Here is a 23,161-nt window from a genome sequence, read left to right as displayed (position 1 = left end):
CCAGCGCCTGAGGCGGAGTGTGCCGCTGGTCGCGCAGTCGGATGGGGGTGTCATGGGGGAAGGGTGGGGGCGGTCTGGGGAACGGAGTTCGATGCCAGCGGGTTCAAGCGTCTCGATCGGCCGGATCTATGACGAGCGCGCCCCCGGCCTACTCACCGCACCGCTGCTCCTACTGCTCAATCGACACGCCCTGGACGAGTCCAGGCCAGGGGGAGACCCTGCCCGAGAAGCGGACCGACGCGGGCGGCGACGCTAACCGACCGGGACCGGCCGGCCACGATGGAGAGTCCCGCTCCGGGTCTCCGGCCCAAGGGCCCCAATCGGCCCCAGGTCCCCGATCATGCACTTCACCGAGCCGCCACCTTTCTTGAGGAACTCGGAGACGTCGACGGGGAGGGGGGTGGTGCCGCGTTCGCGGATCTGGTCCTGCAGGCGGTCGGAGACGCCGCCGGGCAGCAAGAGGTAGCTCTCGCGGTTCGTGTCGCTCTGGTCGCTGGGCGTGTAGGTGAAGGAGTTGGCGGCGTAGCGCTCGGCGTCCTCACGCGAGAGTTCGAGCAGCGCGTCGCCGTAGTGCTCGACGAGGCGGGGCCAGTCGCCGCGGGCAATCGCCTCGCGGTAGACGAGCAGGTGTTCGCGCTCGGCTCCGAACGCCGCCAGCGCCGTGTCGCCGTGGTAGTGGGCCTCGAGCACGAGCTCGATGCGCAGGATCTCCTTCGGCGCGAGTTCGGGCTCGAAGAGATCCTTCACGCGCACGTCGGTGCGAAAGCCGTAGACGCGCTTCCACGGCGGGAAGCCCCAGGTGGGCACGAAGCGCTGCTTCTCCAACCGACCGTGGGTGAAGAGATAGTGATCGCCCGCCGGGAAGAGGTCCGCCTCGCCCTCGAAGCGCAGTGCCGAGTCGATCGTCTCGGTGGGAAGGCCGGCCTCGGTGAGGACCGCGCGGTACATCGCCTGCTCGCCCTCGCGCGTCGGCAACAGGTTCGACAACACGAAGCGTTTCTCGCCAGCGGGTCGCGGCGTGTCGACATCGAAGCAGAAGCCCGCGTTCGCCGGGTACACGCTGCCCGGCCAGTCCGGATTCGGCGGCACCACCACCACACGCACGCCGAGGTCTTCGAGGGTGCCCTTCAGCCCGCGCCACTGCTCTTGCGCACGCGCGACGTCGACGTTGCGACGGGTGCCCCAGCGCGTGCGCGTATGGGGGTTCGCGCCGCCCTTCACGCTGAAGTGGGCCGGGTCGCCCATCAGCACCCAGCGCTGGGCGTCGCTCGCGCGCGTAGGATCGGTCAAGGGCGGGGCATCCCCGGCGGCAGGGTGCTCGGGTCGAAGCCCGCCTCGTTCTCGAGGTGGGCCTGGGGCGCCGTGCAGTAGAGGGTGGCGGTGACACCCGCCGGTCGGTCGTTACCGCTCTTGCCGCTGCCGCCGAAGGGCAGGCGTCCCGACGCACCGACGGTGGCCTTGTTCCAGTTGAGGATGCCCGTGCGGATGCGGCCGACCGCGTGTTCGAACTTCGCGCGCTCGCGCGTCATCACCGACGCGGCGAGCCCGTAGTCCGAATCGTTCGTTGCAGCGATGGCATGATCGAGATCGCCCACCGGGTAGAGTGCGGCTTCGGGGCCGAAGATCTCTTCGCGCTGATACGGATGGGTCTGGTCCGTGTTCTCGAAGCGCACGAGGCCGGCGCCGACGAAGGGCGCGGGCAGGCCGGGATCCACGAGCAGCACGCGCTCGCCACCGGCTTCCGCCGCCAGCCCCCGCTGCTTCTCGAGCCGCGCGAACGCGGCGGCCGAGGCGAGGGGGCCCATGAACACGTCGGGGTCGTCGGGGCGGCCGATGCGCAGTCCGCGCAGCACGCCTTCGAGGCGCTCCTGGAACTCGTCCAGGATGGGGCGCTCCACGAACAGGCGTCGCGCACAGGTGCAGCGCTGGCCCGTCGTCGCTGCGATCGACAGCGCCGCCTCGGCTACGGCCAGCTCGAGGTCGGCGTCGGCGCAAACGATCATCGCGTTGCTGCCGCCGAGCTCGAGGGCGAGGAGCTTCTGAGGGGCGTCGAGAGTGGCTTCCTGCAGCGCGCGGCCGGTCGCGTAGGAGCCGGTGAAGAGGATCCCGTCGACGTCGGCCGCGGCCAGCGCCCGTCCCGTATCGGGCCCGCCCTGCACGACCTCGAGCACGCCCTCGGGCAGGCCGGCTTCGCGCCAGCAATCGGCCATCCAGGCGCCTACGATCGGCGATTCCTCGCTCGGCTTGAAGACCACCGCGTTGCCCGTCGCGAGTGCGGGCACGATGTGACCGTTGGGAAGGTGGGCCGGGAAGTTGAAGGGGCCGTACACCGCGAGGACCCCGCGCGGCCGATAGCTCGCGCGCTGGCCCGCGGCGGGAACGACGTCGGCCACCAGGTCGAGCCCGTCGCCGAGGGTGACGGCGACCTTCGGCGCCAGGAGTTTCGCCTCGCCGAGGGCATCCCAATGCGCCTTGCCGACTTCGCGCGCGATCAGCGCCGCGAGTTCGTCGACCTTCGCCGCAGCAATCTCTGCGAAACGCTCGAGCACCCGCCGCCGCGCATCGGCTCCGGCATCCCGCCAGGCGGGGAACGCCTGCTGCGCCCGCGTGACGGCAGCGTCGACATCGGCGGCGCTCGCGACCGGGACGCTCCCGACGAGGTCGCCGGGATCGGCCGGGGCGCGGCTCTCGAGTAGGGCGCTCACGGCAGCGGAACGATCGACACGCGATCGCCGGCGGCGACCCCGAGCGCCTCGCGCGACGGTTCGGAGACACAGGGGTCGCCGTGTTCGTCTTCGGGCACGACCGTCGCGCGGAAGCCGTGGCGCCCCTCGGCCGCAACCAGCACGAGGCGGGTCTCGTCGGTGGTGGGGATCTCTCTCGCGAGCCCGGGAAGCACGAGCTGGCGGCGCTCGGCGACCGACGCGATCGCGTCGCGCGATGCCCCCACATAGGGACCGCCGTCGAAGGGATCCACCTGGCGCAGCGTGCGGAAGCCGATCTTCTCCAGGATGCGCAGGGCCGCGACCGCGGTCTCGTTCGGCTTCCCGATCACCGCCTGGACCTCTTCTGGGAAGAGCGTCGTGTACACCGGGTCGCGCGGGAAGAGATCCGCGATGAACTGCTTCGAGCGCGACGACAGGTGGTCGGCTCTTCGGTAGGGCACGCCCGTGAAGCGCGCTCCGAACGCGTCCCACAAGAGATTGTTGCCGGTCTTCTCGAAGGGCGAGAGCATCTCGGCGATCACCTCACGCTCGAAACACTCGGGGTGCATCGACATGTAGGCGAAGCGCACGATCGACAGCGCCTTGCCGCAGCGCGCCTTGTGCCGGCGATAGGCCGGGTCGAGCACGATGCCGCCGATCTCCGTGGGACCGTCCTCGGTGGATTTCAGCTGCAGCTTCTTGTGCTCGAAGCGCACGTCGAGCTCATCGCTGCGGCGTTCCTCGGTCGTCACCTCGAGCCAGTAATAGGGATTCCCGGGCCGACCGTGCTTCGCGAGGATCATGCTCGTGCCGATCGGGCGGCCGACGTCGGTGTCCTCGAGCACGAACAGATAGATGCCGTCACGCCAGTCGTCGATGGCGCCCGCGAAGGTGCGCTCCGACGCCGCGATGCGCTGGGCGAGGAACTCGGGATCCGCCGGCAGGTTCATCGAGTCGAGCTGCCGGGCGAGATCGAGCAGGGCGTCCGCATCGCCCGCTGCGATCGGCCGCAGGACTAGCACGACAGGCCGTGCTCCTCGGCGACGCGCAACAGCGCCTTCTCGAGCACGATCAGTCCGCTCTCGAGCTCCTCTTCGGTGATGTTCACCGGCAGCAGCATGCGGATCTTCCCCGGGTTGGAGCCGGCCGACCACACGAGCAGACCCTCTTCGAAGCTGGTGCGGACGACCGCGCTCACCAGCGCGGCCGAGCCATCGAAGGGAATGAAGGCCTGCATCGCGCCCATGCCCGACGACGGGCCCACCGCGCGCGGCAGGCGTCGGCGCAGGGCGTCGAGCCAGCGATCGAAGCGCGCGCCGAGCAGGGCGATGCGGCCCTCGCCCCCGAGGAAGCCCTCGTTCTCGAGGCGCTCGATGATGCGCGAGCCGACGGCCAGCCCGGTGGTGGCACCGGCGTAGGTGCCGGCGATCAGGCCCGGCTTCGGGTTGTAGGCCTTCGTGTAGAGCGCGGCGCTGCCCTGGAGCGCCTTGCCGCAGGTGACGACGTCCACCCAGTCTTCGAGGCCGAGCGTGCGAAACGCGAAGAGTTCGCCGGTGCGGGCGAAGGTCTGGACTTCGTCGACCCAGACGGCGATTCCCGCCTGCTTGCAGCGTTCCATCACGCTGCGAAAGAACTCGGGCGGCGCGGTGTGGTAGCCGCCTTCGCCCTGGATCAGCTCGAACACCATGCCCGCGATGCGGCCCGGGTAGCGCGCCAGATGGGCATCGAGCTCGGCCAGGGTGCGATGCGGGTTGTCCGGGTCGTAGAAGGGCACGTAGAGCGTGCGGCCCGACAGCGGCAGCCCCTCGCGGTAGGCGCCCTTGTCGGTGATCTCGGCCATCGCCATGCTGCGCCCGGCGAAGTTGCGCTCGAAGGCGAGGATGCGGTCCGCCGGGCTGTGCTTCTGCAGCACGAGCTTCAGCGCGTTCTCGTTCGCCATCGCGCCCGACACCGAGAGCCAGCCGTGCTTGATGCGCGGCCCGGTGTGCCGCAGCAGGGCCTTCAAGAGACCGTGGTACTCGACGCCGGGCATCAGGTGGCCCTGGTAGACGCTGTCGCCCGCAGCCGCGACGACGGCCGTCTCGAGCAGATCGGGATCCGAGTGCCCAAATAGGTAGGTGCCGATTCCGCTCACGAAGTCGATCAGGGTGCGCCCGTCGGCGAGCTTCACCCGGGCGCCGCGGCCCTGACCGAGGGCCACCTGGGGCAGCGGCAGCGGGCGGCCGCGCATGCGTCCCAGCTCGCGCAGCACGCGCTCGTAGCCCTTCGGCGAGAGTTCGCGCTCCGCGGCCTCGGCGTGGACGGCTTCGATCAGAGCCTGGGCCGCTTCGCGCACGCGGGGCGCGTCGAGCAGCGAGGCCAGGGACTTCGACTTGGCGCGGGCCATGGCAGAAAGCCTATCGGCCCCCGGGCGAAGCGTCTTGCGCTCAAGTTGGCGGCGCTTCCCGTCGACGCAGAGAGCCGTGCGCGATTCCGAGGAGAAGCAGGTCCGTCGTAGGATCTTCACCCCGGGCGCACGTGCGATCGCTATTCTCCGCGGCGGGGAAGCTGGCGGGGGGCAGGGCCGGGCCCAGACCCCGGGCCAGCTCGAGAGGGAGCAAACCACCGTGCTGGGTCCCCCGCGATCGACCGAGCGGAACCGCCGCTCGCGGCGCAAGCAGCGTGAGGAGCCGCCGCGCATCGACACGCCGCACCTGGCGTTGCTGCGGGCCCCGCGTCGTCCGCGCGCCCCGGTTCCGCTGGTAGGCGAATTCAGCGTCGCCACCTACAACGTGCACCGCTGGACCGGTCTGAACGGTCGCAGCCGGCCCGACCCGGCCCGCGCCGGCTTCGTGATCTCGGAGCTCGGCGCCGACCTGATTTCGCTGCAAGAGGTATTGCGTCCGGACAACCGCGAGGATCCGCTGGAAGCGCTGGCCGAGGCGCTCGGTCTGCACGTCGCGTTCGCCGTGACCCGCGTGCACAAGCGCGGCGAGATCGGCAACGCGATCCTGTCGCGCTGGCCGATCACGGCCGTGACGATGCTCGACCTCTCGAATCAGATCGAGAAGCGGGTGGCCGTCGCCGCCCAGCTCAAGAGCGACGACGGTGAGCTCGACGTCGTGGCCACCCACCTCGCCCTCGCCGATCGCACGCGACGCCGTCAGGTGAAGTCGATCCTCGAGCACCCGCGGCTCGACGCGACGCCCACGCTGCTGATGGGCGACATGAACGCCTGGCGCAACTGCAAGGCGACCCGCGAACTCGACGAAGCACTCACCGAGCACGACAACCTCGAGTGGCCCGCGTCGTTCCCGGCGGCGAGCCCCGTGTTGGCGCTCGATCGGATCTACGCCCGCGGACTCTCGGTGCTCGAGATCGACGTCCACGACTCGCGGGCCGCGCGCCGGGCCTCGGACCACCTGCCGGTGGTCGCGCGCGTGAAGCTCGACAGCGCCCCCGCCGAGCTCGCCAGCGGAGCGTGATACCTTCGCGCAGTGCGATTCTCGTCGCTGCGCTCTCGCTCTTCGCGGCGCCGCCACCGACCCGGCTGGCGCCTCGCGGTGATCGCCGCCGCGCTCGGCGGACTCGCGGCCCAGTCCGCCGAACCGCCGAAACCGAAGCCGCCGCAGCTCGCGCCGGCAGCCGGACGCTACCTGGTGGCCACCGACCGCATCGCCAGCGGGCTCTTCAGCCAGACCGTGGTGTTTCTCGTCGACTACAGCGAGGACGGCGCCATGGGCCTGATCGTGAACCGCCCGACGGAGACCCCGATGGAGGGGCTCGTCCCGGGTGCCCAGCAGGGCCAGGTCTATCTCGGCGGGCCGATCTCCCAGCGGTATCTGATGACGCTCTTCTCCGCCGACGCTCCCCCGGAAAAGTCGAAGCACATCACCGGCAACGTGTTCCTCACCAGCGACGAAGCCACCCTGCGCGCAATCGCCGAGTCCCCGGACGCGAGTGCGCGACTGCGGGTGTATGCGGGTTACGCCGGCTGGTGGCCCGGCCAACTCGACGACGAGATCGAGCGCGGTCAGTGGATCGTGGCGCGTGCGCCCACCGACGCGATCTTCGACGCCGCCCCCGAGTCGCTCTGGGAGAAGTTCCACCGCCGCTTCCATCAGGTGGTGACCCAGCGGCGCGAAGCCGCGACCGGCAGCGCGCCCGCGCTCTAGATCTCGATCTCTCGCCAGGCACCGCTCCGAACCCGCCAGACGAGTACGCTCGAGAGCCCGATCACGTAGGCGAGTCCGCCCACCCAGGCGCCGTAGAGGCCGTACCCCCAGGTGATCCCGAGCAGGTAGGCGATGGGCACGAAGAACGCCCAGCCGAACAGGGTGTGCACCACGAAAGGCCAACGCGTGTCGCCCGCGCCGCGCAGCGCGCCCTCGCTGATGATCCCGAGCGCGTCGAAGAGCTGGAAGAGAGCACCCATCGCGAGCAGCGGCGCTCCCAGCGCGATGACGGCCGGGTCGTCGGTGAAGATCCGCATCAGCGGCTCGGGGACGAGCACGAACACCGCGGCGATCGCCAATCCGAGCACGGTGCCGAGGGTGAGCGAAGAGCGGAAGCTGCGCTCGGCCGCGTCGTCGTCGTCGGCTCCGACGTAGCGTCCCACCAGGGTGGCGGCGCCGATCGCGATCCCCGAGGCCTGCATGAACGAGAGCGAGAGCAGCACCACGAAGGCCTGGCTCGCCGCCATCTCCGTGTCGCCCATCCGCGCGATCAGGGTGGTGAAGACCGCGAACGACGTCATGCCGAGGAACCACTCGCCGCCGATCGGCGCGCCCGTGCGCAGGTAGCGGCGGATCGCACGGCGCTCGGGTCCGACCGGGCCCGTGGCATAGCGCTGCCGAATGTGAGACCGGCTGAACGCCAACACCAGCATCGCAGCGGCGCTCCAATGGCCGATCGCCGTCGCCACGCCGGCTCCCGTGACGCCCCAGGCCGGCATGCCGAGTTCACCGAAGATCAGCCCGTAGTCGAGCACGACGTTGACGCCGTTCCCGAAGAGGGTCGCGTAGAGCGGCGTGCGGGTATCACCGATGCCCCGGAAGAACGAGGCGATCAGCATGCTCAGCGCGACGCCCACCTCTCCGGGAAGGCGCGCGGCGATGTAGCCGGTCGCGTGGCCCCGCATGGTGTCCGAGGGCCCGAGCAGCGTGATGATGGGATCGAGGAGCAGGCCGATCGCTCCGACGGCCAGCAGCATGGCCGGCCCTACGGCCCAGAGGCCCTGCCACACCCACGACCCACACGCTTCCGTGTCGCCGGCCCCGTCGGCCTGGGAGACGAAGGTCTGGACACCGCTGGTGGTCCCGTAGAAGAAGGTGAAGAAGGTCCACATCCAGACGCCGCCGAAGCCGACAGCGGCGAGCTCGGTGGCGCCGAGCCGACCGACCATCGCCGAGTCGACCACGTTCATGGCCGTCGTGGACATCGTCGTCAGCACGACGGGGTAGGCGAGGTCGAAGACCTCGCGGACGCCGCCGGCGACGGGCTTCGTGGAGAGTTGGCTTCCGCTGGCTTCGAGGGTCATCGAGAGAATCGCTCCAGGGGTAGAGGCTCAAGAACGCCGAAGGCCACGGTCGCGATCTCGCGTCCGTGGCCTTCGGTGGCGGTGCCGACTCGTGGGAGTCTCTACCGGACGCGAACCTCCTGCTCCGTCGGGATGCCGATGGCGATCGGGAAGACCCGAAGCGCCGGGGCACGCCCGCGCGAGCCGAGCCCGAGCGGGCGCGGTCGCGCGACGGACGCGGTGCGGAAGATGTTCCGGGTGCCGGACATGCAGGCAGAAGTACCATGGTGTGCCGACGGTGGCAACGTCACCGCGGCGCCCGACCGGTGAGGAAGCGTGGAAACAGCAACGGCAGATCCGGCGATGTCCGCTCGGCCCCCGTGCCGACGCCGGATGCGCGTCTCGTTCCTGGGCTGGCTGCTGGTCGCGGGGCTCTGCGCTGCCGGCTGCAACACGTTCCAGGCCGGCCGGCTCTACCAGGAAGGGACCCAGGCCCTCGACGCAGGCGCCCCGGAGCGGGCCGCGCGGCTCCTCGAGCAGGCGGCCGAGCGCGCACCCGAGGCTTCCGAGATCCAGAACCACCTCGGGCTCGCGTACTGGCAGCTCGGTCGCACCGAGGAGGCCCGCATGGCCTTCGAGCGCGCGCTCGATCTCGACAGCGACAACGCGGCCGCTGCACACAACCTGCGTGGGCTGGACGGGGGGCCCTGAGGTCGCGTTGCCCGCGGTCCCACCGGGGGGTACCGTCGCTTCCTATGGCTCATGAGGTCGAACACCGCACCCTGGCCCGATATCTCGAGGATCACCAGCTCAAGCACACGAAGCAGCGTGAGGCGATCCTCGACATCTTTCTCGAGGTCAGCGGGCACATCACCGGGGAAGACCTCCACCAGCGGGTGCGCGAGCACCACCCCCAGATCGGCTACACGACGGTGTACCGGACCATGAAGCTGTTGTGTGAGGCGGGCCTCGCCCACGAGCACAACTTCGACGGGGTCACCCGCTACGAGATCGCCCACGAGCACCACGATCACCTGGTCTGCACGAAGTGTGGGCGGATCGTCGAGTTCGAGTGCGAGATGATCGAGTCGGCCCAGGACAAGATCGCGGCCCAGTATGGGTTCCGCGTCTTGCGCCACCGGCACGAACTCTACGGCCACTGCCCCGACTGCCAGAAAGAGTCGGCCCCGGCGCGACGCTGAGACGGTTCCGCTAGGGCCGGCTCGAGATCTGGAAGACGTTGCCTTCGAGATCCAGGGCGTCGCAGAACTCGAGGGCGCCGAAGCGTTGGAGTTCGCCCAGCCGAACGCCACGAGCAGACAGACGGGCGCAGGTGGCCGCGACGTCTTCGACGCTGAAGATCAGTTTCAGCGGGGTTCCGGACCGCGGCTCCGGTGGGGTTGCGATGTCGAGGGTATCGGCGATCGCTTCGGGAACCCGATGCAGGGCCAGCTCCATCCCGTCGGCTTGAAGGCAGACGAAGTCGGGGGATGTCTCGGGACCGTCCTGGGGCTCGAGGCCGAGCACCTCCCGGTAGAAGCGTTCCTGGGCTTCGAGGTCCTTCACGAACAAGAGGACGCGCCGAAGGGCGAGCGGCATGGAAGGGCTCCCGTCGATGGGGTCGAGGCGTTCAGGCGCGGAGGTAGCGGAGGAAGAGCCGAGCCATCCGCAGGACCGAGGAGAGTCCGACCAGGGATTCACCCGGGTTCTCGAAGACCACCGGTCCCTTCGGCGTATCGAGGGTCAGCGCGATCCAGGAGGGTCCTTCTTCGACCACCTGCTCGATCCCCAGCGAACCGAACAGGGTGTTCATCTTCGCGGCTTCCGGGTGACGCAGTTGGAGCGATTGGAGGTTGCAGCGCCGATCCGCGTCGGGGTGCAGGTCGCGCTTCCGCCACTCGATGATGCAGGGGCGTTGACTCACGAAGCCCGGGCCTAGGATTCCGCGCTCGTAGTCGATGGCGACGCTATTGCGGATGAAGTCGACCCGCTCGACGCGCTCCAGCGGAGCCCCGAGCGTTTGCGCCCGCTCCCGGAACGCGGCGAAGTCGGCCGTCGCTACGTACCAGAAGAGCAGGCGCGGCGCGTCATAGCCGCTGACCAACTGCTTGAGCGGCTGGAACCCCTGGTGTGCTGGGTTCGGTCCCAGGATCTCGAGGAAGGCATCGTCGCCGAGGGCGAGGGCGCCGCTCCAGTACCACTGTCCCGGCTCGGGTTCGTTGGAGAAGGGGGTGGCACCGGTGCGCTCGGCGATCTCCTCGAGAGCCCTGGGCATGTCGGGCACGCCGAGTGCGATGTGGTCCAACGACCCGCCTTGCCGGCGCGGCAGGACGAGCCCGGGCGGCGAAGTGTCCTCCTCCCATCGGTCCTGCACGCATTCCTCCTGGCCCGCAGCCGTGGCCCCGCACGTGCGGCCCCTCCAGCCGCACGGCTCTCCTTCGCCCGGCAGACTATCGATTTTAATTGAAAATGAAAGTCAATTTCGATATAAAGCCCCGAACCCATCGTTCGGAGGCTCCCCCTTTGGACCCCAGCGCCCTTCCCCTGGCCCTCGCCTTCGAGGGTTTCGATCGCCCGCGCGAGTGCTTCGATCCGCCCTTTGCGCGTTGCTCGCTCGATGCGATGCGGCTGCTCGCAGGTTTCCTCTGGGTCGCCGAGGAGGCGCACTGCGCCTGGCCGGCGCTGCTGTTGCCGAGCGGTCTTCGATGCCCGGCGTCGCTGGCAATCGCTGCCCGCGCCGACCTCGCGGTGGGTTCCACCGTCGACGGCATTCTCGCCGCGCTGGTGGGATCGCGGGCGCGTGGCCTCGAGACCCGGGGCGTTGCGGCCCTGGCGGGGGTCTGGTCGCGGCACGGGCGGGACCTCCAGGGGCTCGACCTGGTGGCCCTGCTGTGGCGCATCGCGCGCGACCCGGCGGTCGCGATGCGGCCGCTGGAGCGCCGGATCGCCCGCGAGGTCGACCCCGAGGATCTGCTGAATCCGCTCCAGCGCGCGGGCCTCGGAATGAACGGTTGCGCCGAGTCGAACACGGGTTGCGTGCCGATCGAGTTCCGCTAATTAAAAACGAAATTCATTTTCAATATCGTGCGCCAGCCGATCGCCAGCGTTTCACGAGTCTGCTCCTTCAGCCTCTTGGGGAAGAAACGCGATGCTGCGCGCATGCTTGCTGTCTCTGGCCTTGTTGCTCTCCGGCGCAGCCTCTCACGCGGCGTCGATCTCCCTGGACGCCGTCGGCAACGACCGGGGCACCTTCAACTCGTCCGGGTTCAAGAACATTCCCGTGTTCAGCGGCGGGACCTGGAAGGCCGTCGAGGGCACCTATTTCGTCCGCAGCCTGGGCGACGGGGGCAACTTCTCGGGCGGTGTACCGACTGCGCTCGAGGTCCAGCGCAACTACCACATCTTCGATTTGTCCGGGCTGGCTGCGGGCCAGACGATCACCGGCGCCACGCTGCTGCTGAACCATCCGTCGAACTCCTACAGCTCGACGGGAGGGGACCCCACCGAGACGGTCGAGTTCTTCGACGTCAGCACCTCGTTCGCAGACCTCCGCAATCCCGATGAGTCCCAGCCCGACGCGGTGCTCGACGCGATCTTCGCCGACCTCGGGAGCGGCACGAGCTACGGCAGCTTCACCGCCTCGCCCGCGAGCAATGGCACGGTCGAATCGATCGTCTTGAACGCGGCCGCGCTCTCGGCGCTGAATGCCGCGATTGGTTTCGAGTGGGCGATCGGCGGCGCGATCACTTCCTTCGACGAGACCTTCTTCGGGGCCGAGGAACAGGTGTTCAAAGGCTCCGAGACGATTCCGACGGTGGCCTCGCAACTGATGCTGACGGTGGTTCCCGAGCCGAGCACGGGCCTGCTGCTGGGCCTGGGCCTGCTGGGACTCGCCGCGCGACGTCGCTAGCCACCTTCCTTCCACCCCAAACAGGCGCCGGCGCACCGGCGACCCCGTGAGACTCGAAGAGTCGAGCGAAAGGGAGACCCTCATGCGAAAGACCAGCATCGCCCTCCTCGCCCTGTTCGGAGCGCTCCTCGGCGCCTCGGCTGCGACAGCCCAGACCGGGTTGATCGGCGTCCGGTTAACCGCCGATGGCGACGGCCGGTGGTTCGAGTTCCAGTCGGATGCCTTCTGCCAGGTAGATGGCGGAACCTTCTATCCGGGGGCGCCGGGCGCGGATGGCTTCTACCTGATCAGCACCGGGGCTCCGATCGGGAGCGGCATCACCTGCTTCCCCGACGGCCCGAACTTCGGCGGTGTGGGCGGTACCACTGGGTTCCTCGAGGTCGACCTCTCGGGTGTGACAGGCACCGGCGTCGAGATGGCACCGATCACCGATGTACTGATCGAGTTCAACGACTACATCGCAGACGACGATGCACTTTTCGGCTTGCAGTACACGTCGGCTTATTCGGTCACGTCAGGCACCGCAACGTTGACGAACGGAGTCGTGACAGATGTCGACGTCATGGCCGACGTGACATTCACGTACGACGTCTCGCAGATCTGTCCTCCTTCGCTACTGCTCGATTACACCGGCACGCTGGAGATCACGAGCACGAGCTTCGACCTGTTGGTCAACTCGGGCGCCCTCGTGACCTGTCTGGGAAACGCGCGTTGGGATTGGGACGTGATGGGCGCTGCCACCCAACTTCCCGAACCGTCTGGGCCTTGGGCCTTGCTGAGCGCGGGCGGCCTCTTGTGGGCTTTGAGGCGCCGCCACACCGCGTGAGCCAGGCCTGGCGGCCGCTCCTCTCCTTCGGCGGTGGGGAGCGGCCGCCCTCCAGCCGCCGCCAACGTCTCTTCATCCCCCCTCCGTGAACCATCCCTCCTCCGCTTCGTGGCTCCTCGCGGTTGCCGTGTGGTGTCTATCCGTCTCTGCCTTCGCACAAGAGGCGGACGAGACGCCTGCCGAAGACCCTCCGCGGGGGAACATCGACGAGTTCGTCGTGGTCGGGAACTCGGGAGCGCGCTCCTTTCTCGAAGAGGAGGAGAGCGTCGCGATCTTCAATACCGAAGACATCGAGCAGTTCGGGATCCAGGACGTCCGCGACACCTTCCGACTGATCCCCAACACCAACAGCTCCCCTTCGAATCGCGGCAACAACGGCATCACGATTCGTGGAATCAATAGCGAGGGGATCGGCGGCGCCGGGAGCAACTTGCGGCCGTTGGCGTCGCTCGTCATCGACGGCGCGACTCAGTCCTTCGCGGGGCTGCGCCGCGGGGCGCGCGGTCTCTGGGATGTCGAGAGCATCCGCGTCTACCGGGGGCCGCAATCGACGTTGCAAGGGCGCAACGCCCTCGCAGGCGTCATCTTCGTCGAGACGAAAGATCCGACCTTCGAGTGGGAAGCGGCCGTTTCTGGCGGAACGGCCGTGCTGACCAACGAACACTCCGCGCTACCGAATGAGCCCGATCGCTGGGACGGCGCAGTCATGCTCTCGGGGCCAATCACCGAGAGCTTGGCGTTCCGCGTTACGGGCGAGGTCTTTCGGGACCAGCATGGAATCAGCGTGTTGCCCACGATCGCACCCGACGACCCACTGAGACCGCGGAGCGGTCCAGACCCGAGGGATACGCCCGAAGCCACACGGCGGCGTCAGAAGGCGATGGAGGAGCTCGACGAGGGCGAGTATCAACAGGTCCGCGCAAAGCTGCTCTTCGAGCCGCTCTGGCTGCAAGATCTTCGCATCGAAGTCTCGGCATCCGTCTCCGAAGACGACCCCGCAAACCCCGAAGTGAACGAGGAGCGCGGGCTCAGCTTTCGAGACTACGTCATCTCGAAGATCCCGGAGGCCGCTGAACGGAGGCGCAGTGTCGTCCAGAACGGTGTACTCAACCTGACCTACGACCTGGCATGGGATCTGCGACTGCGCACGGTGACGAGCTACACCGCGACGGATATCGAGTTCGATACGCCCTTTCCCGAGGCGTTTCTCCGCAATGAGACGCGCGACGACGAGGATTTCGCACAAGACATCCGACTGGAGTACGTCCCTGACCGATCCTGGTCGTTCTCCGTCGGGGGCTACTACGCCCGCGCCGACAACGACACCGATTCGGAGATCATTCTTCGAAGTACGACGATCCTCGCGAATCGCGTGCAAAACCAACAGACGCAGCGCCTGGTCCGGAACCTCGCCTTCTTCGGCGAGTTTACCTGGGAGCCCTTCGATTGGGTCGAGCTGACGGGATCGTTGCGCTGGGACCGAGACAAGTACACGAACCGGTTCTTGCTGCGCCCTCTGGGTCTGGTGGACCGCCCAGCCTTCTTGATGCCCAACCCAGACGACATTGCAGCCGAGTCGCGTTTCGAGACAGGAAGTCGCAGTCGCACGACCACGGCGTGGTTGCCGCGCGTCTCGCTTACGGTGACCCCCCGAAAAGGTCACGCCGTGGGCTTCAGCGTGTCCCGCGGCTATCGCTCCGGGTTCGTGAACTCGAGCCTCCTGGGAATCTCGGAGGCGGAAAGCGAGGTCGATCCGGAGTTCGTGTGGGTCTACGAGGCTTCGTATCGAGGCAGCTTCTTCGGCGAGCGCGTCATTCTCTCCACCAACGCCTTCTACTACGACTGGAAAGACCAACAGATCACCCGACGGCAGACCTTCGACGCGGGCGCGGACGATGTGTCGCTGGACGTTACGGAGAACGCGGGGCGCTCACGTCTCTACGGCGTCGAGGCAGTGGGACAGTTCAATCTGTATGAGGGGCTCTTCCTGACCGCGACGGTCGGCCTTCTCGAGACCGAGCTCGTCCGGTACGTCGTAGGACAGACGGACCTCAGCGGGAACGAGTTCTCGGAGGCCCCCAACCGCAGTGCGGCTCTCTTGCTCTCGTATCAATTCCCGTCCGGCTGGTACATCAGTGGAGATTGGTCGTATCGAGGCCCCTTCTTCGGTACGTCCGACCTGAACAACGCGAATCAGCTGACGGTCCGATCACGCCAGCTCTACAACGTGCGGGTGGGTCTGAACCGAGGTTCGATGGACCTATCGTTCTTCGTTCGCAACATCTTCGACAAGCGCTACGTCACGGGACGCGACAACTTCGGCGGGGTCTATGTGGGTGACCGACGATCAGTGGGTGTGAACCTCACGTTCCGTTTCAGCGAGCGAGATTTCGAGTGATCGATGCGCTCGGTGGGATGCGCTTGCGCCTGGTCGCAGCGATCCTGTTTGCGGTAGTCCCGCTCGGGCCCGTGTCCGCCGAAGAGAGGCCGGTCGCGGGCACTGCCCGGGACGCGTTCCGCTCGGCGATCGAGGCGGTGCTCGATGCGTCTCGCCTCCCAGGCGCGAGCATCCGATGGATCGAGCCCGACGGATCGGTCGAGCGACTCGACTTCGGTTTCGCCGATGTCGCTCAGAACGTGCCCATTACAGCCGATACTCGTCTCGCGGCCGGCTCGATCTCGAAGCTCGTGACGGCGCTCCTCGTGCTGCGCGCCGAGGCCGCGGGCGTGCTGTCCCTCGACGAACTTTTGGAGCGGTACGTCCCGGGTGGGGTGACAGGCGAGGGCGCTTCGGATGTGACCATCGCGCACCTGCTCGAGCACACAGCGGGCCTCCCCGGGACCACGTACCGCGAGTACGGAGCCAAGGCGTCGAACGCGTCGCCCGCCGACTACGTCGATCACTATGGGCCGCTGGTCGTGCGCTGGCCCCCCGGCCTGCACTTCTCCTACGCGAACGGGGGTACGACCCTCGCCGGCCGCGCCGTCGAAGTGGCCTGGGGGGCCGACTTCGACACGCTGGTCGAACGAGAGGTGTTGCGACCGCTCGGTATGCGCACTGCGAGCTTCGCGTCGCGGGACGGAATCGCCGAGAGCTACGCCGACGACGGCCGCACCCCCGAGGACCACTGGGCCATGCCGGTGCGCCCGGCGGGTTCGCTGGTCACCACAGCGGACGATCTGATGCGCGTCATGCAGATGCTGCTCGCCCGGGGTCGGCTGCCCGACGGCAGCGCCTTCCTGCCGGAAGCCGCGATCGCCCGCATGGAGCGCAGCGAGACGTCCCTCGCCGCGCGCGCGGGCGCCAAGGCCGGCAGCTACGGCCTCGGCAACTTCCTGTTCGTGGCCGGTGGCGCCACCTTCCGCGGGCACTGGGGGCGCACCGAGGGCTTCCAGGCGAACTTCGGTTATCGCCCCGAAGATGGAGGCGGTTTTCTCATCATGGCCAACGGGGCGGACCGCCGCGGCATGGCCGAGCTGCGGCGCGTGTTCGGAGCGCGCTGGGCGGACCCTCCCGCGAGCCCCGGCGAGCCGCCGGCGCTGGAGCGGCTCGGCGTCTTCGTCCAGGCCACCCACGAAATGCCCATGCGCAGCTGGATCTTCGAGCTCGTCGAATCGGTCCGGATCTCGCGGTCTGCGGACGAGGGCTGGGTGCGCGTCGGGTCGCCCTGGTCCTGGGGTTCGGGCGGCGAGATCTTCTACGCGGACTCCCCGGGCCTGTACCGCAACGTGAGGATCCGCACGCCGACCGCCACCTTCGTCGAGCAGGGCGACGGGCTCTACTGGGTCGACGGCAGCAGCTTTCGGCGCGTGTCCAGTGCTGCCTTCTACGCCAGCGCACTCGCCGTGTTCGGCGGGCTGTTCGCGTCCGTGGTCGCGTTGCTCGTCGGCATCGTGCTCTACGCCCGCTACGGCCTGCGGGAGGCCGGTCTGCTGCCCTGGGCGCTGCTGGGCGTCGGCGGCACCGGCTACCTGGTGCTGGTGTGGGGCTTCGTGAACATCGGGCTCCTGAGTGGGCTCACGAGTTCGGCGGAGCTGGGAAGCGCGACGCCCGTCGCTTTGGGGTTGGCGGCGGCGAGCGTGGTGGGGCCCGCGGCGTCGATCGGTGGGATGGCGCTCGTCGGCAAGGCCGGCCGCCTGCGGCGCACGGCCTGGATCGTCGGCGCCGGGATCTGTGCGCTGGGACTTCGGCTCGCAGCGGTGGGGTGGCTCCCCCTGTGCACGTGGTGCCCATCGTGACCCGTCGCCGCTCCTTGCAGGTCTGGCGCGCGCTTCGTTGGCTCCACAGCGTGTTCGGGATCGCGACAGCGCTCGTGGTGGCGGTGGTGGCGCTCTCGGGAACGGCGCTCGCGTTTCGTCCGGAGGTCGAATCGTGGCTGGGGCCATCCATCGCCTGGGACGCCTCGGAGACCGCGTCCTGGCAGCGTGTGCGCGATCGCGCCATCGAGGCGCGTCCCGCTCACCAGCTGCAGATGCTGTGGTTCCCGAACCGCGCGCGTCCCTTCTATCGTGCGGCCTATGCGTTCGAGGGCCGTGAGTACACTGCCTCTCTCTCGTTCCACCCCGCTACCGGGGAGCGCATCGACCACGAGCCTTCCGAGTTCATGCCGCTCATGGAAGAGCTGCACGAGAATCTGTTGCTCGGCGACACGGGGGCCTTCCTGGTTCGCTGGAGCACCGCCTTGTTGCCGCTGCTGATCGTGTCGGGCTTCGCAATCGGTTGGCCACGCCGCGGGATGCCACGCTGGCTACAGATCCGAGCCGGGAAGCCCTGGCTCCTCGACGTCCACCGGGTGGCGGGCGTGCTCGCGACGCCGCTGCTGTTGGCGATGATCTGGAGCGGTCTCGTCTGGGCGTTCCCCACCACGATCGAACCCTGGATCTATGCGCTCACGGGCGAAGCGCCACCCGAGGTCGAGGGAGAACTCTGGCAGGTCGAGAGCGAGCCGCCCGGCGGTGACGCGCGGGACGCAGCCGGCAGCGAACTCATGGAGGCTGCGCTGGCATCCTCTCCGGAAGGCGCCTTCGTCGACTACCTCAGCTTCCCGATCTTCCCGCGCGAGAATCGCCAGGTCCGTGTGCAGCGAGGCTACGCGCCCTGGCCGTCGGGGGAGCGGTCGGTCTTCTACTTCGATCGCTACTCGGGGTCGCTGCTCGGGAGCAACGCGCCCACGGCGGGCCCAGCGAGTCGCTACCTCACCAGCTGGAACACCGCGTTGCATCTCGGGAGCTTCGGCGGCCTCGCGACACGGACCCTGTGGTCGGTGGCTTCGGCGGCGCTGGTCTTTCTCGCGTTGACCGGGCCGTGGCTCTGGTGGCGCCGGCGACCGCGGCGGACGAAGCGACGCGATCCTGCGTGATACGCAGGACCTTGCCTGGCGCTGCACGTCTTGCCTACGCGTTTCCGGCGAGGTGCGCGAGGGTTTCCGCCTCGTTGCGCATCGACTCAAGCCGCCCGAGTGAGCGCCCGATTCAGGGGGCGTGAAGCGCGACCCCACCTGCCCGGTCTGTCAGGCCGACATGATGCTCGCTGGCGATGAGAAAGCCGGCGAGGAGGTGTTCTGCACCTACTGCGGGGCGCCCTGCATCGTGGCGGGGAAGAACGCGGACGACGAGCTCGAGGTCGAAGAGGACTTCTAGTCCGGCTCGGCACTCGAGGCCGTCCCGGTGCTCACTCCGTGTAGTCGGGCAGCTTGTCCTGGACTTCGGCCAAGCGCGGCGCCTTCGCGTCCTTCTCCGAGAGCGTCGGCGTCTCGATCGGCCAGTCGATGCCGAGGTCCGGGTCGTTCCAGGCGACGCTGAACTCGGCCTTCGGGCGGTAGAGGCGCGTGCACTTGTACTGCACGTGGGCGGTCTCGCTGGTCACCAGGAAGCCGTGGAGCAGCCCGGGCGGGACGTAGAGCTGGTTGAAGTTCTCAGCCGAGAGCACGCAGGTGACGTGCTGGCCATAGGTGGGCGAGCCGCGCCGCGCGTCGACGGCTACGTCGAAGACTTCCCCCTCGACCACCCGCAGCAGCTTGCCCTGGGGCTCCGGGTTCTGGGCGTGGAGCCCACGCAGGGTGCCCTTCGTCGAGTAGCTGTGATTGTCCTGCACGAAGGCATCGTGAATGCCGCCCTCGGCGTACTTCTCGGCGTGATACGTCTCGAGAAAGAAGCCGCGCGGATCGCGGAACACCTGGGGGTGGACGATCACCACGCCCGGGATGATGGTCTCCTCGAAGCGCAGGCTCACGCGGTCTCTCCAGCCGCCAGCTTGCGCAGGTAGTCGCCGTAGCTCGAGTTCTTCATGGCAGAGCCCAACGCGGTCAGCTCGTCGTTCGAGATCCAGCCCTTCCGGTAGGCGATCTCTTCGAGACAGGCGATGCGCAGGCCCTGCCGTTCCTGGACGGTCTCGACGAAGTTCTGGGCCTGCAGCAGCGACTCGTAGGTGCCCGTGTCGAGCCAGGCGACGCCGCGTCCGAGCAACTCGACGTGCAGGTCGCCGCTCTCTAGGTAGGCCTTGTTGACGTCGGTGATCTCGAGCTCGCCGCGTGGCGACGGCTCGAGGTCTGCTGCAATGTCGAGCACCCGGTTGTCGTAGAAGTACAGGCCGGTCACCGCGTAGCGGCTGCGCGGCTTCGGCGGCTTCTCCTCGATGCCGACGACCTTGCCGTCGGCGTCGAACTCGACCACGCCGTACCGCTCGGGGTCGTGCACGAAGTAGCCGAACACGGTGGCTCCGCTCTCGCGGCGCGCCGCGTTCTCGAGCACTTCGGAGAAACCCTGTCCGTAGAAGACGTTGTCGCCGAGGGCCAGCGCCACCCGGTCGTTTCCGACGAACTCGCGTCCGATCAGGAATGCCTGGGCGAGCCCTTCGGGCTTCGGCTGCTCCGCGTAGGAGAGCTCGAGGCCCATCGCCTTCCCGTCACCGAAGAGTCGCCGATACGAGGGCAGGTCTTCCGGCGTGGAGATCAGGAGGATCTCCCGGATCCCGGCGAGCATCAGGCTCGACATCGGGTAGTAGATCATCGGCTTGTCATAGACCGGGAGCAGCTGCTTGCTCACGCCCCGGGTGATGGGGTGGAGCCGCGTTCCCGAGCCGCCGGCCAGCACGATTCCCTTCATCTGGTTCTCCTGGCTCCCCGGCCGTTCGTCGCTTCCTGGGGGAGGATCCCAACGTTCTCCGGGCCGAGCGGGACCCCCGCCACTGGGTTGCCCCAAAGCGGCCCCCGGTGACCCCTCATCGGAAGATTCGGCCGTCGCTGTAGCCTGCAGCGTCTAGGGCAGGAACCGGTCGGGGTGCTCGAGCTTCGCCGGAAGATACTCGTCGATGACGTAGTTCAGCCCCCACTTTGCCAGGGCCTGCTGCTCGGCGCGGACGCCCATCTTCATGAGCTGCTCGATGGCCTTCTGCCAGGGCTTGTGGGCCTTGAAGAAGGGGTCGTTCTTGAGCGCGTCCTTCGCCCGCTTCACGTCCACGTCCTGGAGCGGATGGGTCGGGAGCTCGTAGTCGAGGATGTCCTGGGGCGTGACGCCGAGGTAGCGGGCCTGGGGCACACAGAAGAACTGGGAGAGGTGGGCGGCGTTGCCCGACCCGACCTTCAGCGTCCGGTAGATGTTCGAGATGCCGTAGGGATCGCAGTCGACGAAGGCGTACACGGGCAGCTTGCACTCGTCGGAGAGTTTGCGGATGAAGCGCCGCGTTGCACGGGTGGGCACGCCGGCCATCGAAACGAGGATGCAGTCGTTGGTCTGCCAGAACTTGTGGCTCTGGAGGCGCTGGAAGATACCGCCGGTCTCGATCGCCAGGATGAACTTCGCATCGGTCTCGAAGGACAGGTGTTCGACCGTCGACGGGATCGAGTACGCGCCCGAGCCGAAGCGTGTGCAGTCGATGCGCTCGACCTCGCCCGTGTCGCGATCCGGGTCGAGGACGATCAGTCGGCCGGCCACCGCGCCGCCGTGCTCGTCGGGGACGAAACGCAGCTGCTCACGCGAGGTGCCGCGCGTCGAAAAGAGGGCCTCGATGTCGTCCATCACCGAGTCGGATTCGCTCTGCTCGTCGAACTTCGCGTCTTCCCAGTTCTTGCTCTGGTAGTACGCGTCTCGCTTCGTGGCGAAGTCGTTCGTTTCGACGAGTTCCTTCGAGAGGCCCATCATGCGCAGGGTCTGGGCGAAGCCCTTCACGGTGTTCACGGTGAGCGTCCGCACCTTTTTCGCGCGGCCGATCTCGAAGTAGCCCTTCTTCGTCGAGTAGGAGACGTTCTTCAGGGACCGCACGGGAAACGAGAGGTCGGGCTTCGACTTCTTCAGGATCTCCTTGTGGACGTCCTGGGCGGCGCCGCGGATCTGGTCGACGACGACGTCGTCGAGAGCCGCGTTCTTGCGGGCGACGTCGTTCGCCCGCGCCGTCGCTTGCTTCGCGCCCTTCTTCGCGCTCGCCTTGCGGCGCGGCGCCTTCTTGCCAGTGGCCTTCTTGCCCGTGCCGCTCTTACTGGCCGCCTTCACACCAGCGGTCTTGGGGCCGCGTGCGGGCGGAGCGCCGAAGGCGAGGGTGCCCTGGCCGTCTCCTCCCGCCTTCGCAGGCGCCTTCTTGCGCGCCGGCGACTTCTTGGAGGTGGTCTTCTTCTTCGAGGTGCTCTTCTTGCGGGCAGCCATGGTTTCCCTCAGAGCTACATCTTCCGACTGCGTTCGAGCACGTCGGTGAGATTGTCGGTGACCTTGTCGCGCTGGGCGTCGCTGAGTTCGAGGATCCTCTGGAGTCCGATCGACACCTGCGGGATGTACTTCTCGATGTACGCGCGCTTCTTTGCCTCGTCGGCTTCGCGACGCCGTTTGCGGATGAAGGTGGCGACGCGACGGCCACAATCCTGCAGGCCGAGGCGCATCTCCTTGATGATCTCGGGGTAGTGGGCGATCGCCTCCTTGCTCTCGGAGGTGAACGGCACCCAGACGCTGGCGATGTGCACCATTACGAGCATCGGGCCCACCGGCATGGCTCCGCGGGGTTGCATGAGCTGGTAGGACTTCCAGTCGGTACCCGTGACGGCCTTGGTGATCGCGCAGGCGCCCTGCTGGTACTGGAGCGGGACCCGGTTGGCGTAGCGATAGACCGTGACCGACTCCTCGGCGGGCAGCGAGCCGCCGTAGGCGAGACCGACCTCGATCAAGAAGGGGTTCCCGCGATACACGGTCGCCTTCCGCGAGACCGAGGCGTAGAAGTCGGCTTCGACCTCCGCGCGCAGCGCCCGCTCGACGAGCTCGTCGCCGATCGGCGCGATGCAGTCGGTGGGCGGCGCCATCAGCTTCGTCTTCTGGATGGTGTCGTGGATCTTCTCGGCTTCGTCGCGCGTCACCTCCGACGGTCGACGGCTCTCGGGAACCCCCGCGTTCTTGCAGATCTCGAGGGCGGTCTTCGAAGAGACCCGGCTGAAGTCGCTCGAGAGGCAGGACCGGATGTTGCGCGCCTTCGTGTCGCGGAACATCTGCATCAAAACGCCCAGCTCCACTCCGTAGGGGTGGGGCGTGATCTCTTCGGTCTCGGGCGGAAGCTCGTCGGTGACACGCGGGAAGGTGTGACTTGCGCCGTGCTCCTCGGCCTTCGGCGGCACGAAGGTGATCTCGGCGTGGGGGTTCGCGAGCGAGATCTGGCGGAGGTAGGCGTCGACCGAGTGCTGCCCGCCGCGGTACGCGCCTTCGAGTTCGATCTCGACGCGCGTACCGTGCTCGACGTCCCACTCGACGACGTCGTCCACCTTCACCTTCGGCTCGTTCTTCTTGGTGTCGATCACCAGCTCGAAGTGGTGGGCTTCCTTCTTCTTCCCCGTGCGCGTCGTGATGACGATCGGCTTGCCGGTGGTGAGCAGTCCGTACATGCCCGCCGCGCTGATGCCGATGCCCTGCTGGCCGCGGCTCTGCTTGAGCCGGTGGAACTTCGAGCCATAGAGCAGGCTCCCGAAGATCTTCGGGACCTGTTTGCGCAGGATGCCGGGACCGTTGTCCTGGATGGCAACGCGGAAACGCGTCTCCGAGACCTGTTTGATCTCGACGCGGATGTCCGGGAGGATGCCAGCCTCTTCACAGGCATCGAGTGAGTTGTCGACGCCTTCCTTGACCGTCGTGAGCAACGCCTTCGACGGGTTGTCGAAGCCGAGCAGGTGGCGGTTCTTGGCGAAGAACTCGGAGACCGAGATGTCGCGCGCCTGGCGCGCCATTTCGGCGGCGGAGCGACGGCTCCCGCCCTC

General features: G+C 67.9%; 23 protein-coding genes. 11 read left to right on the top strand and 12 right to left on the bottom strand.

The window, feature by feature from the left end; all coding sequences use genetic code 11:
• Positions 1-252 precede the first annotated feature (252 nt).
• Genes AAF430_05255 through AAF430_05240 form a run of 4 tightly spaced genes read right to left on the bottom strand, consistent with a single transcriptional unit; the run spans position 253 to position 5,091 of the window.
• The gene (locus AAF430_05255; GenBank protein ID MEM7409632.1) at positions 253-1,290 is read right to left on the bottom strand and encodes an arginine deiminase-related protein; all 1,038 of its coding nucleotides are present in this window, start codon (positions 1,288-1,290) and stop codon (positions 253-255) included.
• Positions 1,287-2,705 (bottom strand): aldehyde dehydrogenase family protein, encoded by a 1,419-nt coding sequence (locus AAF430_05250; protein ID MEM7409631.1) that lies wholly within the window; start codon positions 2,703-2,705, stop codon positions 1,287-1,289. The genes AAF430_05255 and AAF430_05250 overlap by 4 nt, the downstream gene beginning before the upstream one ends.
• On the bottom strand, positions 2,702-3,727 hold the full coding sequence (locus AAF430_05245) for an arginine N-succinyltransferase (protein MEM7409630.1): 1,026 nt from the start codon (positions 3,725-3,727) through the stop codon (positions 2,702-2,704). Before AAF430_05245 ends, AAF430_05250 begins: the two co-directional genes overlap by 4 nt.
• The gene (locus AAF430_05240; GenBank protein MEM7409629.1) at positions 3,721-5,091 is read right to left on the bottom strand and encodes an aminotransferase class III-fold pyridoxal phosphate-dependent enzyme; all 1,371 of its coding nucleotides are present in this window, start codon (positions 5,089-5,091) and stop codon (positions 3,721-3,723) included. The genes AAF430_05245 and AAF430_05240 overlap by 7 nt, the downstream gene beginning before the upstream one ends.
• Before the next feature lie 220 nt (positions 5,092-5,311).
• Between AAF430_05240 and AAF430_05235 the strand changes: the two genes are divergently transcribed.
• On the top strand, positions 5,312-6,169 hold the full coding sequence (locus AAF430_05235; protein ID MEM7409628.1) for an endonuclease/exonuclease/phosphatase family protein: 858 nt from the start codon (positions 5,312-5,314) through the stop codon (positions 6,167-6,169).
• Between the two features lie 12 nt (positions 6,170-6,181).
• On the top strand, positions 6,182-6,859 hold the full coding sequence (locus AAF430_05230) for a YqgE/AlgH family protein (GenBank protein MEM7409627.1): 678 nt from the start codon (positions 6,182-6,184) through the stop codon (positions 6,857-6,859).
• On the opposite strand, the gene AAF430_05225 is transcribed toward AAF430_05230, so the two are convergent.
• Positions 6,856-8,223 carry an MATE family efflux transporter gene (locus AAF430_05225; protein MEM7409626.1) on the bottom strand — a complete coding sequence of 456 codons (1,368 nt, stop codon included), beginning with the start codon at positions 8,221-8,223 and terminating at the stop codon, positions 6,856-6,858. The genes AAF430_05230 and AAF430_05225 overlap by 4 nt on opposite strands.
• A gap of 101 nt (positions 8,224-8,324) precedes the next feature.
• Complete coding sequence (locus tag AAF430_05220) at positions 8,325-8,471, bottom strand: hypothetical protein (GenBank protein ID MEM7409625.1); 147 nt, start codon at positions 8,469-8,471, stop codon at positions 8,325-8,327.
• A 94-nt stretch (positions 8,472-8,565) separates the two neighbouring features.
• On the opposite strand from AAF430_05220, the gene AAF430_05215 reads away from it, so the two are divergent.
• The gene (locus AAF430_05215; protein ID MEM7409624.1) at positions 8,566-8,913 is read left to right on the top strand and encodes a tetratricopeptide repeat protein; all 348 of its coding nucleotides are present in this window, start codon (positions 8,566-8,568) and stop codon (positions 8,911-8,913) included.
• A 44-nt stretch (positions 8,914-8,957) separates the two neighbouring features.
• On the top strand, positions 8,958-9,404 hold the full coding sequence (locus AAF430_05210; GenBank protein ID MEM7409623.1) for a transcriptional repressor: 447 nt from the start codon (positions 8,958-8,960) through the stop codon (positions 9,402-9,404).
• A 10-nt stretch (positions 9,405-9,414) separates the two neighbouring features.
• Here AAF430_05210 and AAF430_05205 read toward each other — a convergent pair whose 3' ends face one another.
• Positions 9,415-9,801 carry a VOC family protein gene (locus AAF430_05205; protein MEM7409622.1) on the bottom strand — a complete coding sequence of 129 codons (387 nt, stop codon included), beginning with the start codon at positions 9,799-9,801 and terminating at the stop codon, positions 9,415-9,417.
• 31 nt (positions 9,802-9,832) lie between these two features.
• On the bottom strand, positions 9,833-10,576 hold the full coding sequence (locus AAF430_05200) for a VOC family protein (GenBank protein MEM7409621.1): 744 nt from the start codon (positions 10,574-10,576) through the stop codon (positions 9,833-9,835).
• Between the two features lie 149 nt (positions 10,577-10,725).
• Here AAF430_05200 and AAF430_05195 point away from each other — a divergent pair, with 149 nt between their 5' ends.
• The 7 genes from AAF430_05195 (at position 10,726) to AAF430_05165 (ending at position 18,578) form a co-directional block, all read left to right on the top strand.
• Positions 10,726-11,259, top strand: coding sequence for a hypothetical protein (locus AAF430_05195; GenBank protein MEM7409620.1), 534 nt, complete (start codon positions 10,726-10,728; stop codon positions 11,257-11,259).
• Positions 11,260-11,350: 91 nt separating this feature from the next.
• Entirely contained in the window at positions 11,351-12,112 is a 762-nt protein-coding gene (locus AAF430_05190; protein MEM7409619.1) for a PEP-CTERM sorting domain-containing protein, read from the top strand.
• Between the two features lie 82 nt (positions 12,113-12,194).
• Positions 12,195-12,938 carry a hypothetical protein gene (locus AAF430_05185; protein MEM7409618.1) on the top strand — a complete coding sequence of 248 codons (744 nt, stop codon included), beginning with the start codon at positions 12,195-12,197 and terminating at the stop codon, positions 12,936-12,938.
• A gap of 85 nt (positions 12,939-13,023) precedes the next feature.
• Positions 13,024-15,336, top strand: coding sequence for a TonB-dependent receptor (locus tag AAF430_05180; GenBank protein ID MEM7409617.1), 2,313 nt, complete (start codon positions 13,024-13,026; stop codon positions 15,334-15,336).
• Positions 15,333-17,177, top strand: coding sequence for a serine hydrolase domain-containing protein (locus AAF430_05175; GenBank protein ID MEM7409616.1), 1,845 nt, complete (start codon positions 15,333-15,335; stop codon positions 17,175-17,177). Before AAF430_05180 ends, AAF430_05175 begins: the two co-directional genes overlap by 4 nt.
• Positions 17,174-18,298, top strand: a complete 1,125-nt coding sequence (locus tag AAF430_05170; protein ID MEM7409615.1) for a PepSY-associated TM helix domain-containing protein — start codon at positions 17,174-17,176, stop codon at positions 18,296-18,298. The genes AAF430_05175 and AAF430_05170 overlap by 4 nt, the downstream gene beginning before the upstream one ends.
• Before the next feature lie 121 nt (positions 18,299-18,419).
• Positions 18,420-18,578: a sulfonate ABC transporter gene (locus AAF430_05165; GenBank protein MEM7409614.1), complete on the top strand. Its 159-nt coding sequence runs from the start codon at positions 18,420-18,422 to the stop codon at positions 18,576-18,578.
• A gap of 31 nt (positions 18,579-18,609) precedes the next feature.
• Here the strand turns inward: AAF430_05165 and rfbC are convergent, their stop codons facing one another.
• The 4 genes from rfbC to AAF430_05145 form a co-directional block, all read right to left on the bottom strand.
• Positions 18,610-19,164 carry a dTDP-4-dehydrorhamnose 3,5-epimerase gene (rfbC, locus tag AAF430_05160; protein MEM7409613.1) on the bottom strand — a complete coding sequence of 185 codons (555 nt, stop codon included), beginning with the start codon at positions 19,162-19,164 and terminating at the stop codon, positions 18,610-18,612.
• A gap of 2 nt (positions 19,165-19,166) precedes the next feature.
• Positions 19,167-20,042, bottom strand: a complete 876-nt coding sequence (gene rfbA, locus AAF430_05155) for a glucose-1-phosphate thymidylyltransferase RfbA (protein MEM7409612.1) — start codon at positions 20,040-20,042, stop codon at positions 19,167-19,169.
• A 153-nt stretch (positions 20,043-20,195) separates the two neighbouring features.
• The gene (locus AAF430_05150) at positions 20,196-21,575 is read right to left on the bottom strand and encodes a DNA topoisomerase VI (protein MEM7409611.1); all 1,380 of its coding nucleotides are present in this window, start codon (positions 21,573-21,575) and stop codon (positions 20,196-20,198) included.
• Between the two features lie 14 nt (positions 21,576-21,589).
• A partial coding sequence (locus tag AAF430_05145) for a DNA topoisomerase VI subunit B (GenBank protein MEM7409610.1) occupies positions 21,590-23,161 on the bottom strand: 1,572 nt, incomplete at its 5' end.

This window comes from Myxococcota bacterium, assembly GCA_039030075.1.
In the GTDB taxonomy this organism is placed as follows: domain Bacteria; phylum Myxococcota_A; class UBA9160; order UBA9160; family SMWR01; genus JAHEJV01.
This window is presented reverse-complemented; position numbering and strand designations above follow the sequence as displayed.

Bases quoted from the DNA above. Each gene is read 5' to 3' on its own strand.
- AAF430_05240 (MEM7409629.1), bottom strand. From the start codon at position 5,091: ATGGCCCGCGCCAAGTCGAAGTCCCTGGCCTCGCTGCTCGACGCGCCC.
- AAF430_05225 (MEM7409626.1), bottom strand. From the start codon at position 8,223: ATGACCCTCGAAGCCAGCGGAAGCCAACTCTCCACGAAGCCCGTCGCC.
- AAF430_05220 (MEM7409625.1), bottom strand. From the start codon at position 8,471: ATGTCCGGCACCCGGAACATCTTCCGCACCGCGTCCGTCGCGCGACCG.
- AAF430_05215 (MEM7409624.1), top strand. From the start codon at position 8,566: ATGTCCGCTCGGCCCCCGTGCCGACGCCGGATGCGCGTCTCGTTCCTG.
- AAF430_05210 (MEM7409623.1), top strand. From the start codon at position 8,958: ATGGCTCATGAGGTCGAACACCGCACCCTGGCCCGATATCTCGAGGAT.
- AAF430_05205 (MEM7409622.1), bottom strand. From the start codon at position 9,801: ATGCCGCTCGCCCTTCGGCGCGTCCTCTTGTTCGTGAAGGACCTCGAA.
- AAF430_05190 (MEM7409619.1), top strand. From the start codon at position 11,351: ATGCTGCGCGCATGCTTGCTGTCTCTGGCCTTGTTGCTCTCCGGCGCA.
- AAF430_05185 (MEM7409618.1), top strand. From the start codon at position 12,195: ATGCGAAAGACCAGCATCGCCCTCCTCGCCCTGTTCGGAGCGCTCCTC.
- rfbA (MEM7409612.1), bottom strand. From the start codon at position 20,042: ATGAAGGGAATCGTGCTGGCCGGCGGCTCGGGAACGCGGCTCCACCCC.
- AAF430_05150 (MEM7409611.1), bottom strand. From the start codon at position 21,575: ATGGCTGCCCGCAAGAAGAGCACCTCGAAGAAGAAGACCACCTCCAAG.